The organism is Streptomyces roseirectus, from assembly GCF_014489635.1.
GTDB lineage: Bacteria > Actinomycetota > Actinomycetes > Streptomycetales > Streptomycetaceae > Streptomyces > Streptomyces roseirectus.
Map to the genome: position 1 here is coordinate 2,329,858 of NZ_CP060828.1, position 15,233 is coordinate 2,345,090.

The following is a 15,233-nucleotide window of genomic DNA, read 5'->3' on the forward strand; positions in this document are numbered from 1 at the left end:
CCGGCCCAGGGGCACCCCCCGGGCCGGACCTTCTCACCTCACAGTCTCGGGTCCACCGGTTCCGACTCCAGGGCCAGGACTCCGAAGACCGCCTCGTGGACTCGCCACAGTGGTTCGCCGTCGGAGAGGCGGGCCAGGGATTCGAGGCCGAGGACGTATTCGCGGAGGGCGAGGGAGCGTTTGTGGTTGAGGAAGCGGTTGCGGAGGCGGGAGAGCTGGTCGGGGCGGGTGTAGTCGGGGCCGTAGATGATGCGGAGGTATTCACGGCCACGGACCTTGATGCCGGGCTGGACGAGGTGGCCGTCCGGGGTGCGGGTCAGCGTGGAGAGGGGTTTGACCACCATGCCCTCGCCGCCTCGGCCGGTCATCTCCAGCCACCAGTCGACGCCCGCCTGGACGGACGCGGCGTCACCCGTGTCGACGTAGAGGCGCCGGGTGGTCTGGAGGAGCCCGGTGGGGTCGTGCTCCACCAACTGGTCGAGGAGGGCGAGCTGTTCGTCGTGCGGGAGCCCGGCGAGGCTGCGCCCCTGGACCGCGAGGAGCTGGAAGGGCGCGAGGCGGACGCCGTCGAGGCCGTCGGTGGTCCAGCAGTACCGCCGGTACGCGTCGGTGAACGCGGCGGCGTCGGCGGCGCGTTCACTCTGCCGCGTCAGCAACTCGCCCACGTCGACGCCCCGTTCGGCCGCCGACCGGAGAGCCGCGAGCGCACCCGGGAACACCGCCCCGGACGCCGCGCCGACCGCCGCGTACTGGGACCGCAGCAGCCCGGACGCCTTGAGCGACCACGGCATCAACTCGGCGTCGAGCAGCAGCCATTCGGTGTCCAGGGACGCCCAGAGCCCGGCGGCGTCGGCGGCGGCGCGCACCCGCGCCAGGATCTCCTCGGTGACGGAGGCGTCGTCGAAGAAGGGCCGCCCGGTACGGGTGTAGAGGGACCCGGTGGGGCCGTCCACACCGAACCGCTTGCGCGCCACTTCCGCGTCCCGGCACACCAGGACGACCGCCCGCGACCCCATGTGCTTCTCCTCGCACACGACCCGCTCGACCCCGTCGGCGGCGAACTGCGCGAACGCCTCCACCGGGTGTTCGAGGAACCCCTCGGCGCGCGAGGTCGCCGTCGGGGCCATCGTCGGCGGGAGGTACGGCAGCAGCCGGGGGTCGATGGCGAACCGGCTCATGACCTCCAGCGCGGCGGCGGCGTTCTCCTCGCGGACGGAGACCCGCGTGTGCCCCTCGTACCGGGTCGTCACGATGCGCCGCCCGTGCACGTCGGCGAGGTCCAGCGGACGCCCGTCGTGCCCGCCCGGCGCCTCGGAGCGCAGCGGACGCGTCGGCTCGTACCAGACCTTCTCGGCGGGGACGTCGACGAGTTGACGCTCCGGCCAGCGCAGCGCGGTCAGCTTGCCGCCGAACACGGCACCGGTGTCGAGGCAGATGGTGTTGTTGAGCCAGGTCGCCTCGGGCACCGGCGTGTGCCCGTAGACGACGGCCGCGCTCCCCCGGTACTCCTCGGCCCACGGGTAGCGCACCGGCAGCCCGAACTCGTCGGTCTCCCCGGTGGTGTCGCCGTACAGCGCGTGCGAGCGCACCCGCCCGGACGTCCGCCCGTGGTACCGCTCGGGCAGCCCGGCGTGGCAGACGACGAGCTTGCCGCCGTCGAGGACGTAGTGGCTGACGAGTCCGTCGATGAACTCCCGTACCTCGGCGAGGAATTCCTCGCTCTGGCCGTCCATCTGCGCGATGGTCTCGGCGAGTCCGTGCGTGTGCTGGACCTTGCGGCCCTTGAGGTGGCGCCCGTACTTGTTCTCGTGGTTGCCCGGCACGCACAGCGCGTTGCCCGACTTGACCATCGACATGACGCGCCGCAGCACCCCCGGGCTGTCGGGCCCCCGGTCGACGAGGTCGCCGACGAACACGGCGGTACGCCCCTCGGGGTGCGCCCCGTCGACGTACCCCAACTTCCCGAGCAGCGACTCCAGTTCGCTCGCGCAGCCGTGGATGTCGCCGACGATGTCGAACGGCCCGGTGAGGTGCGTGAGGTCGTTGAACCGCTTCTCGGTGCGGACGGTCGCGGCGTCGATCTCCTCGACCCCGCGCAGGACGTGCACCTTGCGGAACCCCTCACGCTCCAACCCCCGCAGGGAACGCCGGAGTTCGCCGATGTGCCGCTTGATGACCCGGCGCGGCATGTCGGCCCGGTCGGTACGGGCCGCGTTGCGCTCGGCGCACACCTCCTCCGGCACGTCGAGGACGATCGCGATCGGCAGGACGTCGTACGTGCGGGCCAACTCGACGAGCTGGCGCCGGGATTCGACCTGGACGCTGGTCGCGTCGACGACCGTGCGGCGGCCCGCGGCGAGGCGTTTTCCGGCGATGTAGTGCAGGACGTCGAAGGCGTCCCGGCTGGCGCTCTGGTCGTTCTCGTCGTCGGCGACGAGCCCCCGGCAGAAGTCGGAGGAGATGATCTCGGTCGGCTTGAAGTGCCGCCGCGCGAACGTGGACTTGCCGGAGCCGGAAGCGCCGACGAGGACGACGAGGGAGAGGTCGGTGACGGGAAGTTCACGCCCCCTGATGTGCTGTCCGGTCATGCCGCCTTCGCCTCCTTCTTGTCGTTCGCGCTGTCGTTCGGGGTCAGTTGGGTGAAGACCGCCATCTGCGTGGGCGGCCCCACCTCGGGGTCGTCGGGTCCGACGGGGATGAACTCCACGCCGTAGCCGTGCCGTTCACCCACCTGCGCGGCCCAGGTCCGGAACTCCTCGCGGGTCCACTCGAAGCGGTGGTCGCCGTGCCGGACGTGCCCGGCGGGCAGCGTCTCCCAGCGGACGTTGTACTCGACGTTCGGCGTGGTCACCACGACCGTGCGGGGGCGGGCCGCGCCGAACACCGCGTACTCCAGGGCGGGCAGGCGCGGCAGGTCGAGGTGTTCGATCACCTCGCTGAGGACGGCCGCGTCGTACCCCTTGAGCCGCTTGTCGGTGTAGGCGAGCGAGCCCTGGAGCAGGGTGACGCGGGACGCCTGGCGCTCGCCCATGCGGTCGATCTTGAGACGGCGGGCCGCGATGGTGAGGGCGCGCACCGACACGTCGAGGCCGACGACCTCCGTGTAGCGGACGTCCTTCAGCAGTTCCTTCACCAACTCGCCCTGCCCGCAGCCGAGATCGAGGACGCGGGCGGCCCCGGCGCCGCGCAGGGCGGCGAGGATCGCCTCGCGGCGCTGGACGGCGAGCGGGGTCGGCTTCTCCTCCGTCTCGGTCTCCGACTCGACCGCGTTGTCGATCTCCTCGACCTCGCTGTCGTCGGTCTCCGCGAGCCGCACCAGCTCCAGCCGGTCCAGCGCCTGCCGGGTCAGCGACCAGCGGCGGGACAGGTACCGGCTGGTGATGAGCTTCTGCTCGGGGTGCCCGGCGAGCCAGCCCTCGCCGGCCCGCAGCAGCTTGTCGACCTCCTCGGAGGTGACCCAGTAGTGCTTGGCGTCGTCCAGCACCGGCAGCAGCACATAGAGGTGGCGCAGCGCCTCGGCGAGCGCCAACTCCTCGGACTCCAGGACGAGTCGGACGTAGCGCGAGTCGCCCCACTCGGGGAACTCGGGGTCCAGCGCGACGGGTTCGGCGGTGACCGTCCAGCCCAGCGGCGCGAAGAGGGAGTGGACGAGGGCGGCGCCGCCGCGGGCGGGCAGCGCGGGTACCTCAACGCGCAACGGGCGCTGCTGCGACGGGAGTTCGGGGCGGGCACGGCAGGTGCCGCGCAGGGCGCTGGAGAACACGTCGTTGAGGGCCACCGCGAGGAGTGAACTCGCCGCGTACGGGCGGTCGTTGACGTACTGCGCGAGCGCGGAGTCCGGTGCGCCGCCCCGGCCCTTGCCCTTGCCCCGCCGGACCAGCGCCACCGCGTCCACCTCCAGCAGGAGCGCCGCCGTGCAGCGCTGGTCGTCCGCCTCTGGGTAGAGGACGTGCGCCGTGCCGTAGGAGGTCGAGAACCGTTGCGATTTCTCGGGGTGCTTGTGCAGCAGGTAGCCGAGGTCGGTCGCCGGGCGCTCGGGCGTGCCGGTGGTGGTGATGGTCAGGAACATGGGCCTCTCCGGCCTGGTGAACGGTGTGGGTGGAACAGTCGTGCGAGAAAAGGTGGTGCAACTTTCGCACACCGTCCGTGACCGGCGCCTTCGGTTATCGCTCGGCCTTGTGCCAGGGGCCGACCCCGAGCTTTCCCGTAGTACCGAGGTCGAGGCCCGGGGTCAGCATCACCGGGTCGGCGCCGGACTTGGCGCGCACCCGGACGTAGGGGGCGTTCACCGCCGTGCCGAACTCGGTGGTGTTACGCCAGGCGAGGGACGAACTCGCCTTCTCGCCTGGCTTGAGGGTCAGCGGCACGACGGTGTCGCCGTAGCCGACGGCGGTGGAGATGCCGCTCGTGCCCTTGAGGACCTGGACGCCGTCGACCGGCCTGTGGTCCTCGTCGAGGATCGTCACCTGTGGGAAGCCGTTCAGCGAGTAGGGGGTCGTGCCGCAGTTCTCCAGGTGGATGCCGACGACCCTGAGGCCCATCGCCGCGTCGCCGTCGTCGGCGTACACACGGATCCCCGAGGGCGGGCAGGCGCCGCTCCTGGAGGGGGCTTCGGCGGTGGGGACGCTGGAGACGTCGAGGACCTTCGCCGTGGTCGCCCCGGTGACGCCGAGGAGTTCCGTGGTCCCGGTGGCCTTCTTGCCCGGCGCGACGGCGTTCACCGTCACCTTCTGGTTGCCCATCGCGCCGCCGTCGGCCGACCGGAAGGAGATCGTGACGGTGTACGTCATCGTCTCGGTGCCCTGGTTGACGACCTCGTACGCGGCGGCGGCCCGCGCGAGGCTGTCCGGCCTGACCACGTAGTCGCCGCTCGGCCTCGGCGCGGGCCCGGCGGGGAGGGTCACGGAGGTGACGCGGGCGCCGTCGATGCCCGGGTCGGTGACCGGGGAGGCGGACGGCGCGCCGCCGCCGTCGCCCGTCCCGGCGTCCGCCGCGCGCTCGGCGCCGCACGCGGTGGCGGTGAGCAGGGCGGCGACGGCCGGGACGAGGAGGCGGGGTCTGCGCATCGGGCCACCTCATCAGGCGGCGCGATCAGTGGGCTGTGGCGGAAGCCACAACTCCGGTCACAGGCGTGTCACAGGTGCACAGGGACCGGCTCAGGCTCTCGGCCGAGCTGACCGCCGCAGCCTCTCAGGCTCTCAGCCGAGCTGCGTCTGCACCTCGGACGAGATCAGCTCCAGGTGGTCCAGGTCGTCGAGGTCGAGGATCTGGAGGTAGAAGCGGGTGACGCCGAGTTCCGCGTACCGGCCGATCTTCTCGACGACCTCCGCCGGGGTGCCCGCGAGGCCGTTCGTCCTCAGCTCCTCGACCTCGCGGCCGATCACGGCGGCGCGGCGGGCGACCTCGGCGTCGTCCTTGCCGACGCAGGCGACGAGCGCGTTGGAGTAGGTGAGCGCGTCCGCCGGGCGGCCCGCCTCCTCGACGGCGGCCCGGACCCGGCCGAACTGCCGCTCGGTGTCCTCGAAGGAGCCGAACGGCATGTTGAACTCGTCGGCGTAGCGGGCCGCGAGGCGCGGGGTGCGCTTGGCTCCGCCGCCGCCGATCAGGACGGGGATCTTGGCCTGCGCCGGCTTGGGCAGGGCGGGCGAGTCGGTCAGCGTGTAGTGGGTGCCCTTGAAGTCGTACGTCTCGCCGACGGGGGTGCTCCACAGGCCGGTGACGATCTCCAGCTGCTCTTCGAGGCGGCCGAACTTCTCCGCCGGGAAGGGGATGCCGTACGCCTTGTGCTCCTCCTCGAACCAGCCCGCGCCCAGGCCGAGTTCGACGCGGCCGCCGGACATCTGGTCGACCTGCGCGACCTGGATGGCGAGGACGCCGGGCAGGCGGAAGGTGGCGGCGGTCATCAGGGTGCCGAGGCGGATGCGCTTGGTCTCGCGGGCGAGTCCGGCGAGGGTCAGCCAGGCGTCGGTGGGGCCGGGGAGGCCGTCGACGTCGCCCATCTTCAGGTAGTGGTCGGAGCGGAAGAACGCGTCGAAACCGAGGTCCTCGGTGGCCTTCGCGACGGTGAGGAGGGTGTCGTAGGTCGCGCCCTGCTGGGGCTCGGTGAAGATACGGAGATCCATACGCCCATGCTCGCATCCCGTACATCCGTGCGATCGTCAACCCCGCCTGTCACGGGGGCCTCCCGCGTCCCCTGTCGGGTGAAAAACGGGGGCGCCGGGCGCGTCCCGGAGTGACCGGCCCTCTCGATGATCGTTGGGACGTCGGAGCCGGACCGCCCGGCGCCCGTGCCCGGCAGGTCAGCGCCGGGACGTCACCCGCGTCGGCCTCCCCTGCGAGGCCGGGGGCCGAGGAGGCCGTCATGTCCGAGGAAATGGGCTCCGCCGGGCAGCCGAAGGGGTTGCTTCAGCAGATGGAAGAGCTGATGGCGTCGTTGAACGCGGACCTGTCCGCGCTGGACGCGGATCTCCAGTCGACCGGGAGTGCGCCGCGGGCGGTGGCGGAGGAGACCGAGGCGAGCTGAGGCACACCGCGCGGGCGTGCCGTTCCGGCCCCGGCGGAACGTTCGTCCGGGCATGTCCGTCCGGGCACAGCGGGAGGTTTCGCCGTTCACGCGGCGGGCCTCCCGCTTCGGTGTGAGCGGGGTGTGAACGGTGTCCGCGCTGTCGCCGTCCGTGTCGTTGTTGGGCCGAACGGGTGACATGGCGTAAGAATTGGCTGGTGCAGGATGGAACGCGAGTCAGTTCGGGGGGTGCCGGTGAACCGCTACGACGTCACCGATGAGCAGTGGGAAGGGCTCGCGCAGGTCGTGCCGTTGAGGGGCCGCGACGCCTGGCCCTCCGCGGTCGGCCACCGTGCGCTGCCCGAGGCCGACACCGAGGCGCGGCGCCGGTTCGTCGTCCTGCGGGTCAACATCTTCGCCGACGCCCGCGAGGTCGCCGAGACCCTGATGGCCGGCATCCCCGTCCTCCTCGACCTCACCGGCGCGGAATCCGAGGTCGCCAAACGCGTCCTCGACTTCTCCACCGGCGTGGTCTTCGGCCTCGCCAGCGGCATGCACCGCGTCGACCGCAACGTCTTCCTGCTGACGCCGCCGGGGACCGAGGTGAGCGGGATCATGGAGGGGGCGGGGGTTTAGGGGTGGCGCGGGGATCAGGGCGCGGGAGTTCGGGGGCGCGGTAGTTCAGGGGCGCGCGTGCCAGAAACGCGCCGGGACGACCAGCGCTTGCCCGGGGCCGAATGCCGGTTGGGGCGGAGCGGGGCGCCGGGGACTCTGAGCTTGGCGCGCCGCCGATGCCGACGCCGATGACTCGGCGGGTTCCACAGGCGGCTGCGCGGTGGGCGTGCGCCGGGGTGACGGAACCGGGCGCGGCTGAGCGTGCCGCCCTCTGCGGGACGCCCGGAGGCCCGGCGTGGAGCCGGTGACGACGGCGCCGGTCGAGGCCGTGTCGATGGGCAGCGGAGAGGTTGGCACATGCCGGAGTGACGGAACCGGGCGCGGCTGAGCATGCCGCCCTCTGCGGAGCGCCGGAGGCCCGGCGTGGAGCCGGTGACGACGGCGCCGACCCAGCGGGCCGACCTGCCGAGTCGCCGGCTCCACGCCGGTACACCGCCCCAGGGGACGTGACCCACCCCAGTCCGCGGGACCCGGTTCACCGGCCGAGCGTGCGAACTGGCGGCCGTCTCGGCTCCCCCGGGCGGGGCCCGACGGTCCGCACGGCCACGCCCCTCGACACGGCACCGACTCGCCCGCACCTCCGCGCACGCACGTCCGGGCACTTCGATCCGCGACGGCCTGTTCGTCGGTTCGGCCATCCGGTGAGCGGGCGGTGCGGGGTGACCGGTTTTCGGTAGGGGGCCGGGGGTCGCCCGTTCGGGGGAACATCTGGGGGGCAAAACGGTTCGCCCGGGAAGGGGGCTTCTACGGTCCCGGCATGACGAATTCGCCGCCTGCGGGTGAGCCCATGAGCGGGCCGATGGATGGGGTACGCCTGCGGGCGCCCCGGGTGCCTCCGCCGAGGGGCCGACGCGGGGAGAGCGGTGCTCCGGGTTCGGGGGCCACCTCCGATGCCCGGCCTTCTGAGGTGCGGCCCTCCGACGCCCACTCCTCCGACGTCCGTCGGCCCCTGCGGCCCCGGCTCACCGAGTTGCGGTTGTCCGCGTATGCCAATCATCGGCGGAGGGTGTACCGGCTGGGGCCGGTGACGTTGTTCGGGGGGCGGAGCGGTAGTGGGAAGAGTGGAGTACTGCGGGCGTATGGGGCGTTGTCGCGGCTCGGGGGCGGGGAGTCGGTGCGGGAGGTGTTCGGGGATGTCGGGGGGTGTGTGCCGGTGTGGGCGCGGAAGGACGCGCAGGGGCGGCGGGGGTTTCGGATCGGGTGTACGGCGGACGGGCCCGAGGGGCCGGTGACGTTGGATGTGGCGGTGCAGGCGGAGCCGCGGATGCGGATCGTGGGGGAACGGCTGAGCGCGGGCGGGACGGTGTTGCTGGAGACGGCGCTGCGGGATCCGAGCCGCCCGACGGTGGACGCCGCCTGGTACACCGGCGGTTCGTCGCCACGCGTGCGCGCCCCGTTCCCGGACGACCAACTGGCCACCGCGATACTCCCGTTACGGGTCTCGGGCCGCACCCGGGGCCAGCGGCGGGCGTTGTCCGCGGCCGAGCAGATGGTCGTCGCCCTGCGGACGGTGTTCGCCTGCGACCCCCGTCCGGAGGCGATGCGGGAGCCGGTGCTCCCGGGCTCGGGGCTCCTGTCGGCGGGCTGCGACAACTTCGCGGACGTCGTCTTCCGCACCCGCGCCGAGTGCGCCGTCCGGCACGCGGCCCTGGTCGAGGCGGTGGCCGCCGGCTGCGCGGGACCGGTCGTCGACCTGCGCGCGGAGGCGCGGACGGACGGCCGACTGCAGGCCGTCCTCGACCGGGGCGGAGGAGGGACGACGGCGCTCCACCGGCTGGGCGACGGCGAGTTGCGTCACCTCGGTCTCGCCCTGGTCCTGCTGACCGGCGCGGGTGTCCTGACGGTCGACGCCCCGCGCGAAGTCCCCACCGCGCTCGGCGCGTTGACGCTGCTGGCCGACAACTTCGACCGGTGCCTGGACCTGAACCAGCGCTTCACGCTCCTCGAACTCGCCGTCCTGATGGCGGAACGGGGACACATCCACCTCATGGGCACGGTGAGCGACGACTCGTGGGCGATCGGGCTGCCCGGCGTCACGGTGGTACACCTTGAGTCGTGACAGGAGAGACACCCCCGCCCGACGTGGCCGCGCTGCAGCGCAGGCTCGCCGAATTCGCCGCCGCCCGTGACTGGCAGCCGTTCCACACGCCCAAGAACCTCGTCGCCGCGCTGAGCGTCGAGGCGTCCGAACTCGTGGAGATCTTCCAGTGGTTGACCCCCGAGGAGTCCACGGGGGTGATGTCCGACCCGGACACCGCCCATCGCGTGCGGGACGAGGTCGCCGATGTCCTCGCCTATCTGCTCCAGCTCTGCGAGGTCCTGGGCGTCGACCCGCTCGCCGCGCTGGCGGCGAAGATCGACCGCAACGAGAAGCGGTTCCCGGTGAACGGGGGCGCGGCGGAAGCGGAATGAGGAGCGCGCGGGGACGATCACGCCTATCGTCGCTCTGAGTAATCGTTCAGTCGTCCGAAACCGATTTGTTGTCCACAGATTTCCGCCTTCCTCTGGCTTTTGGTCTCAAGCTCCCTCACTCTGGGTAGTGGACAAGGGAGTTGAGGCGGACGCGTGAGGAACGGGTCCCGGACGGGGGTGGCGCATGGACGCGGTGCGGCTCATCCTGGCGAGCCGGTGGGCTCTGGCGCAGGGCGGTGACGGCGCCGAGCTGCTTGCCGAGGTGTGGCAGGCGCAGGCCCTCGCGCAGGCGATCGGCAGCCGCCTCGCGGTCTCCGGCCCGCCCGAACTGCGGGGCGAGGCCCTGGGGTTGACGGAGCTGGCGGGCCGGGGCTGCGGCGTCCTCGACGCGCCCGACCTCGCCCCCGAAGCCCTCCGCGCCGCGCAGCTGACCGATCTCGACGACGCCCGGCTGACCCTCCTGTGCCTCGGCGGCCTCCTCGGCGAGGTCGGCATCGCCCTGGTCGGCCTCGCCTCCTCGGCCGCCGACGAGGCGACGTACTGGCAGTGCATGGAGGCCATCGACGCGGCGGACGAGTCGAGGGACCGTGTCCTGGAGATGCTGCGCAAGCTGGCGGCGAAGGAGGAGGCGTTACCGGAGAGATGAGGGCGCCGTCAGCCCTTGGTGCGGGTGAAGCGCAGGGTCGCCGTGATCGTCGTCAGGTCCTTCATCATGCCGAGCTGGTTCCAGTCGAGGCCGAAGTCCTTGCGGTCGACGGTGAATTCGGCGTTCAGGGTGACCGCGTCGGCGTCCGCGGAGACGAGGTTCGCGGTGAAGGTGTGCGGGCGGCTGATGCCGCGCACGGTGAGTTGGCCGGTGACGTGGACGGAGTCGGTGCCGCGCAGTTCGGCCGTGCGGACGGCGTACGTGATCTCCGGGTGGTTGTCGGTGTCGAGGAAGTCGGCCGAGCGCAGGTGGACGTCGCGCTTGGTGTTCTTCGTGTCGACGGACGCGGCGTCGACGGTCAGGACGCCGGTGGCGTTGCCGCCCTCGCCGACCTCGCCGCTGCCGGTGAGGCCCGCGAAGACGCCCTTCACGTTGACCAGGCCCCACATCGTCCGGTGCCGCAGGGCGACGGTGGAGGCGGTCCGGTCGAGCTGCCAGAGCCCTGTTTCGACGGCGACGGTCATGGTTCACCACTCCTGATCGGGTCCAGTCGTCCAAATTTGGACTAGGGGAGACGAGGGAACCGTACCCGGTCATCCAAATATGGACAACCCTGCTGGGGGAAACCCGGCCGCCGATAGACTCGAAGCCATGGCCGACCGCGACGAGCACCTTCCCGACCAGCCCGCTTGTCCCACCCCGGGCGGGGACGATGCGCTGCCGCGCGAGCTGCGGGGCTGGATGCAGTTGCTGGCCGCGACCAGCGCGGTCGAGCAGCGGCTGCACACGCTGGTCAAGGAGCGGCTGGACGTCTCGCACGACGAGTTCCTGATCCTGTGCCTGCTCGCCGACCAGCCCGAGGGGCTGCGCATGACGCGCGTCGCCGAACTCCTCGGGCGCCCCAAGACCCGCCTCACCTACCAGATCGCCTGCCTCCAACACGCCGGCCTCGTCACCCGCGCCTCCGTCTGCGGCGACAAACGCGGCATCACCGTCATCCTCACGGACAAGGCCCGCACGCTCCTCCACGAGTCCTCCTGCACGCTGGCCACCACAGTCCGCGCCGCCCTGAGCGAGGTCATGGGCCCCACCGAGGTGAACGCCCTGTGCAACCTCCTTCCGGAGCTGGCGGGGGCGGAGGAGCAGGGGGGCACGGCAGGGGTGGAGACAGGGACGGGGGCAGGGGCAGGGACGGAGATGCAGGCGGGGACGGAGGCGAAGGCGGGGGCAGAGGCAGCGCAGTAGCCGCCGGCGGCGAGCCGGAGCACCGGGCACTCCCCGGAGGGCCACCGCCGCGCGGAGCGCGGGCCCGGCGGGCGCGGGCCGGAAACGCCGGACGCGTCGTTCGGGGGGAGCTGGTGGGCCACCGCGCGGGGGCGGCGGGCGCGGGGCGGTGTGGGCGGGCGTGAGGTATTGGGGGTGCAGGGGTGGGGCGCTGTGGGGCTGCGTGCGGGGCGGTGGGGTCACGGAGACGCAAGGCTGGGGGGGCGAGGATAAGGGCCCCGGGGCAGGTGGAACGCGCGGCGCGGGGGTGTGGAGCGGCGGAAGCACGGGCAGGCGGGCGCGGAGGGCGGACGTAGCCCAGCGGGCGGCGGGAGGGCGGCCGTAGCCCAGCGGGCGCGGAAGGGCGGCCGTAGCCCAGCGGGCGGCGGGAGGGCGGACGTAGCCCAGCGGGCGGCGGAAGGGCGAACGTAGGCCCAGCGGGCGCGGAAGGGCGAACGTAGGCCCAGCGGGCGCGGAGGGCGAACGTAGGCCCAGCGAGCGTGGGTCCACGTGCCCGGGTCCGAGGAACGCGGGGCAAGAGAACGCGGGTCACGTCCCGTCGGGTGGTGTACCGGCGCGGAGGCAATGGCTCGGCAGGTCGGCCCGCTGGGCCGGTGCCGGTGAGCAGGCCACGCCGTGGCCGGGCGGGAGAGTCGGCAGGCGCCGCTTCGACTCAGGGCGGAGGCCGACGGGCCCGCATCGCCACACCAGCCGGCGGGACACCGCCCGAACACGGGACCGGTGTGCGGGATCCGACGGACGCGAGGCAAGGAGACACGGAACCGACGCGCGCGGGCCCGCCAAGCATGAGGCAAGCAGACACGGGACACCGCCCCGCGCGGGTCCGACGGACACCAGAGAGCTGGGCTTCGGGGGCGGAGGGTGTTCGAGGGTGGGGAGCGGAGTGAGGCGCGGGGTTGCGGGGTGGAGGCCGACCGGGGCGGGGCTCCTACTCCCCCAGCCGCCCCAAATACGCCCGCAGCAGCACCTTCAGCTGGGCCAATAGCGCCGCGTCCCCCTCCCCGTCCCCCCGGAACGCCTCCTGCGTCACCGCGTCGGCCGCGAGGAAGGCGGTGCGGCAGGCGGTCGCGGCCTCGGGGGTGGGTGGGAGGAGGTGCTGGGCGACGAGGACGGTGTGGAGGCCGGCGGACATGGTGTGTTTGTGGCGGCGGTCGGCGTCGCGGGTGCCGTCGGTGAGGTCGCGGCTGAACCAGAGGGCGCGGAAGCCGGGTTGGGAGCGGTAGAGCTCGGCGAACGCGTCGACGAGGACGCCGACGGGATCGTCCCAGACCTCTTCGGCGGCCCGCTGGGCGAACGTCGACATGGCCGCTTCGAGCCGGCCCAGGTACTGCTCGGCCAGCGCCTCGACGATGGCGTCCCGGTCGGGCAGGTACTGGTAGAGCGCGCCGACGGAGACGCCCGCCTCGGCGGCGACGCGGGTCGTCGTGAGGGCGCTCACCCCCTCCTCCCCGAGGAGCCGTTCCGCCGCCGCGAGCACGCGGGCGACCTTCTCCTGGGACCGGGCCTGCCGTGGCCTGCGCCGCAGCCGCACCCCGGCCAGTTCGTCGGACTCCGCCACGCACGCCTCCCGATCGAGTTCGCTGGATCCTGAAACCAAACGTGACTTTGTTTCAGGTTCAGGTTACGTTTCGCGTCATGACGGAGCCGAGTCCCCCCTGGGAGGAAGCGCGGCGCGCGGTCGCGGAGGCGAGCCGGCGCCTCGCGGACGAGGGCCTGCTGATCGGCACGGCGGGCAACGTGAGCGTGCGCGTCGGCGACGCGGTGGCGGTGACCGCGACCGGCGCGGTCCTCGCGGGGATCACCCCGGACGAGGTGACGGTGGTCGGCCCGGACGGACGGATCCTCGCCGGTGACCTCGCGCCGACGTCCGAACTGGAGCTGCACCTCGGCGTGTACCGGAGTTCCGGCGCCGGGGCCGTCGTCCACACGCACTCGCCGAGGGCCACCGCGCTCTCGCTGGTCCTGGACGAACTCCCGTGCGTGCACTACCAGATGCTGCTGTTGGGCGGCGCGGTGCGAGTCGCGCCGTTCGCGGTGTTCGGCAGTCCTGAGCTGGCCGCGCACGTACTGGCCGCGCTGGAGGGCAGGTCGGCGGCGCTGATGGCCAACCACGGTGCGGTGGCGCACGGTTCGACGCTGGACAAGGCCGTGGAGAACGCGCTGCTGCTGGAGTGGGCGTGCGACGTGTACGCCAGGGCGGCGGCCCTCGGCACGCCGCGCGCGCTGGACGAGGAGCAGCAACTAGCCGTCATCACGGCCGCGTTGAACAGCGGCTACGGCAGTACGCGTGCGGCGAAGCCGTAATAGGTCAGCGGAGACAGGGAGTTCTCGTGAGTCAGACGGTCATAGCGCTCGGCGCCCACGTGTTCGACGTCCAGGTCCGCCCCGTCGAGTCCATCCCCGACGGGCAGGGCGCGACGCTGGTCGACCAGATCCGCTTCGCCCCGGCGGGCACGGCGGCCGGGACGGCGGTGACGCTGGCCAAGCTGGGCGCGTCGGTGCGGACGGCCGGGGCGATCGGCACCGACCCGATCGGTGACCTGCTGCTGAGCCTGCTGGCCCGGTTCGGCGTCGACACCTCCCTGGTCCTGCGCCGCGACGACGTCCAGACCTCCGCGTCGGTGCTGCCGATCCGCCCGGACGGCAGCCGGCCCGCGTTCCACGTGCTGGGCGCGAACATCACCTACGGCGCGGACGACGCCCCGCACGACGAGATCGCGGCGGCGACCCATCTCCACCTGGGCGCACCGGAGTTGATGGGCGGCGAGGCGGCGGCGAAGATCCTGCGGGCGGCGCGCGAGGCGGGGACGGTGACCTCGGCGGACATCCTCGCGGCCGGTGACAGCGGTCTGTTCGACTGGATCGCGGAGGCGCTGCCGTACGTCGATCACCTGCTGCCCAACGAGGACCAGGTGCTCGGGTTCACGGGGGCGGGGAGCGTGGAGGAGGGGGCGCGGGTCTTCCTGGAGCGCGGCGTGGGGTGTGTCGCCGTGACGCTGGGGGCGCGCGGCGCGCTGGTCGTCACTCCTCAGGAGACCATCGAGGTACCGGCGTTCGCGGTGGACGTCGTCGACACGACGGGGTGCGGGGACGCCTTCTCCGCCGGCTTCCTGCGCGGCCTCGGCCTCGGCCGCACCCCGCGCGAGTGCGCGGTGCTGGGCTGCGCGGCGGCGGCCCTGGTGGCGCAGGGCCTCGGCAGCGACCACGGGGACTTCGACCTGGAGGCGGTGGACGAGTTCGCGGCGAACACGCCGGTGCTGAAGGCGGATTAGCGGTCCCGGGAGGCATCGGGACCGCCGTGTCCCGGGGCGAGTTCAGGCGCTCATCGCGTCGCGGACGAGCGCCGTGTCCACGAACTGTTCGAAGCGGACGATCAACCCGCCCCGCACGACGAAGTGGTGGGCGACGCGGACGTCGATCGGCTTGCCGGTGGCCTTGTTGACGGCCGTGTAGCGGGCGAGGACGACGACGTTCTCGCCGTCGACGACGTAGGTGTCGTCGTGGGCGGTCCAGTCGTCCCAGTCCTTGCCGAGCTGCTGCATGACGGCGGCGGTGACGCCCTCGGGGGTGCGGTAGGTGCCGGCGAGGGGGAAGCCGGCCATCTCCTTCCACTCGACGTCGGGCGCGAGGGTGGCACGCAGGGCGTCGAGGTCACCGGCGGCGGAGGCGAGGTACTGGCGGCGGACGACGCCGGCGGGGCTCTCGTGGGTCATC

General features: G+C 72.6%; 15 protein-coding genes. 8 read left to right on the forward strand and 7 right to left on the reverse strand.

The genetic code is table 11. The features are described from left to right. Window positions 1-38 precede the first annotated feature (38 nt). The 4 genes from IAG44_RS09455 to IAG44_RS09470 form a co-directional block, all read right to left on the reverse strand. Window positions 39-2,588: a polynucleotide kinase-phosphatase gene (locus tag IAG44_RS09455; RefSeq protein ID WP_187746685.1), complete on the reverse strand. Its 2,550-nt coding sequence runs from the start codon at window positions 2,586-2,588 to the stop codon at window positions 39-41. After that, complete coding sequence (locus IAG44_RS09460) at window positions 2,585-4,069, reverse strand: 3' terminal RNA ribose 2'-O-methyltransferase Hen1 (protein WP_187746686.1); 1,485 nt, start codon at window positions 4,067-4,069, stop codon at window positions 2,585-2,587. Before IAG44_RS09460 ends, IAG44_RS09455 begins: the two co-directional genes overlap by 4 nt. Window positions 4,070-4,163: 94 nt before the next feature. After that, window positions 4,164-5,066 (reverse strand): DUF4232 domain-containing protein, encoded by a 903-nt coding sequence (locus IAG44_RS09465; protein WP_187746687.1) that lies wholly within the window; start codon window positions 5,064-5,066, stop codon window positions 4,164-4,166. Window positions 5,067-5,198: 132 nt separating this feature from the next. Continuing rightward, on the reverse strand, window positions 5,199-6,122 hold the full coding sequence (locus tag IAG44_RS09470) for an LLM class F420-dependent oxidoreductase (RefSeq protein WP_187746688.1): 924 nt from the start codon (window positions 6,120-6,122) through the stop codon (window positions 5,199-5,201). Window positions 6,123-6,361: 239 nt separating this feature from the next. Between IAG44_RS09470 and IAG44_RS09475 the strand changes: the two genes are divergently transcribed. The 5 genes from IAG44_RS09475 to IAG44_RS09495 all read left to right on the forward strand — a co-directional run bounded on the left by IAG44_RS09475 (window position 6,362) and on the right by IAG44_RS09495 (window position 10,235). Further along, entirely contained in the window at window positions 6,362-6,523 is a 162-nt protein-coding gene (locus IAG44_RS09475) for a hypothetical protein (protein WP_187746689.1), read from the forward strand. A gap of 204 nt (window positions 6,524-6,727) precedes the next feature. Next, window positions 6,728-7,138: a cell division protein SepF gene (locus IAG44_RS09480; protein WP_187746690.1), complete on the forward strand. Its 411-nt coding sequence runs from the start codon at window positions 6,728-6,730 to the stop codon at window positions 7,136-7,138. Window positions 7,139-7,976: 838 nt separating this feature from the next. Continuing rightward, window positions 7,977-9,236, forward strand: a complete 1,260-nt coding sequence (locus tag IAG44_RS09485) for an AAA family ATPase (protein WP_425508516.1) — start codon at window positions 7,977-7,979, stop codon at window positions 9,234-9,236. Next, window positions 9,233-9,589 carry a nucleotide pyrophosphohydrolase gene (locus IAG44_RS09490; RefSeq protein ID WP_187746691.1) on the forward strand — a complete coding sequence of 119 codons (357 nt, stop codon included), beginning with the start codon at window positions 9,233-9,235 and terminating at the stop codon, window positions 9,587-9,589. Before IAG44_RS09485 ends, IAG44_RS09490 begins: the two co-directional genes overlap by 4 nt. A gap of 184 nt (window positions 9,590-9,773) precedes the next feature. After that, on the forward strand, window positions 9,774-10,235 hold the full coding sequence (locus IAG44_RS09495) for a DUF6099 family protein (RefSeq protein ID WP_187746692.1): 462 nt from the start codon (window positions 9,774-9,776) through the stop codon (window positions 10,233-10,235). Between the two features lie 8 nt (window positions 10,236-10,243). Here the strand turns inward: IAG44_RS09495 and IAG44_RS09500 are convergent, their stop codons facing one another. Further along, window positions 10,244-10,759, reverse strand: a complete 516-nt coding sequence (locus IAG44_RS09500) for a YceI family protein (RefSeq protein ID WP_187746693.1) — start codon at window positions 10,757-10,759, stop codon at window positions 10,244-10,246. 127 nt (window positions 10,760-10,886) lie between these two features. Between IAG44_RS09500 and IAG44_RS09505 the strand changes: the two genes are divergently transcribed. Further along, a complete protein-coding gene (locus IAG44_RS09505) occupies window positions 10,887-11,480 on the forward strand; it encodes a MarR family winged helix-turn-helix transcriptional regulator (protein ID WP_187746694.1) in 594 nt (197 codons plus the stop codon). Window positions 11,481-12,447: 967 nt separating this feature from the next. Here IAG44_RS09505 and IAG44_RS09510 read toward each other — a convergent pair. After that, the gene (locus tag IAG44_RS09510; RefSeq protein ID WP_246561606.1) at window positions 12,448-13,077 is read right to left on the reverse strand and encodes a TetR/AcrR family transcriptional regulator; all 630 of its coding nucleotides are present in this window, start codon (window positions 13,075-13,077) and stop codon (window positions 12,448-12,450) included. A 77-nt stretch (window positions 13,078-13,154) separates the two neighbouring features. On the opposite strand from IAG44_RS09510, the gene IAG44_RS09515 reads away from it, so the two are divergent. Together IAG44_RS09515 and IAG44_RS09520 are read left to right on the forward strand one after the other, a co-directional pair. Then, on the forward strand, window positions 13,155-13,823 hold the full coding sequence (locus IAG44_RS09515) for a class II aldolase/adducin family protein (RefSeq protein ID WP_187746695.1): 669 nt from the start codon (window positions 13,155-13,157) through the stop codon (window positions 13,821-13,823). Window positions 13,824-13,849: 26 nt separating this feature from the next. Continuing rightward, window positions 13,850-14,791, forward strand: coding sequence for a carbohydrate kinase family protein (locus IAG44_RS09520; protein ID WP_187746696.1), 942 nt, complete (start codon window positions 13,850-13,852; stop codon window positions 14,789-14,791). A gap of 42 nt (window positions 14,792-14,833) precedes the next feature. Here the strand turns inward: IAG44_RS09520 and IAG44_RS09525 are convergent, their stop codons facing one another. Then, the gene (locus tag IAG44_RS09525; RefSeq protein WP_187746697.1) at window positions 14,834-15,232 is read right to left on the reverse strand and encodes a nuclear transport factor 2 family protein; all 399 of its coding nucleotides are present in this window, start codon (window positions 15,230-15,232) and stop codon (window positions 14,834-14,836) included. Window position 15,233 lies beyond the last annotated feature (1 nt).

Coding starts and splice junctions, on each gene's coding strand:
- IAG44_RS09455 (WP_187746685.1), bottom strand. CDS start 2,588: ATGACCGGACAGCACATCAGGGGGCGTGAACTTCCCGTCACCGACCTC.
- IAG44_RS09460 (WP_187746686.1), bottom strand. CDS start 4,069: ATGTTCCTGACCATCACCACCACCGGCACGCCCGAGCGCCCGGCGACC.
- IAG44_RS09465 (WP_187746687.1), bottom strand. CDS start 5,066: ATGCGCAGACCCCGCCTCCTCGTCCCGGCCGTCGCCGCCCTGCTCACC.
- IAG44_RS09470 (WP_187746688.1), bottom strand. CDS start 6,122: ATGGATCTCCGTATCTTCACCGAGCCCCAGCAGGGCGCGACCTACGAC.
- IAG44_RS09475 (WP_187746689.1), top strand. CDS start 6,362: ATGTCCGAGGAAATGGGCTCCGCCGGGCAGCCGAAGGGGTTGCTTCAG.
- IAG44_RS09480 (WP_187746690.1), top strand. CDS start 6,728: ATGGAACGCGAGTCAGTTCGGGGGGTGCCGGTGAACCGCTACGACGTC.
- IAG44_RS09485 (WP_425508516.1), top strand. CDS start 7,977: ATGGATGGGGTACGCCTGCGGGCGCCCCGGGTGCCTCCGCCGAGGGGC.
- IAG44_RS09495 (WP_187746692.1), top strand. CDS start 9,774: ATGGACGCGGTGCGGCTCATCCTGGCGAGCCGGTGGGCTCTGGCGCAG.
- IAG44_RS09500 (WP_187746693.1), bottom strand. CDS start 10,759: ATGACCGTCGCCGTCGAAACAGGGCTCTGGCAGCTCGACCGGACCGCC.
- IAG44_RS09505 (WP_187746694.1), top strand. CDS start 10,887: ATGGCCGACCGCGACGAGCACCTTCCCGACCAGCCCGCTTGTCCCACC.
- IAG44_RS09515 (WP_187746695.1), top strand. CDS start 13,155: ATGACGGAGCCGAGTCCCCCCTGGGAGGAAGCGCGGCGCGCGGTCGCG.
- IAG44_RS09525 (WP_187746697.1), bottom strand. CDS start 15,232: ATGACCCACGAGAGCCCCGCCGGCGTCGTCCGCCGCCAGTACCTCGCC.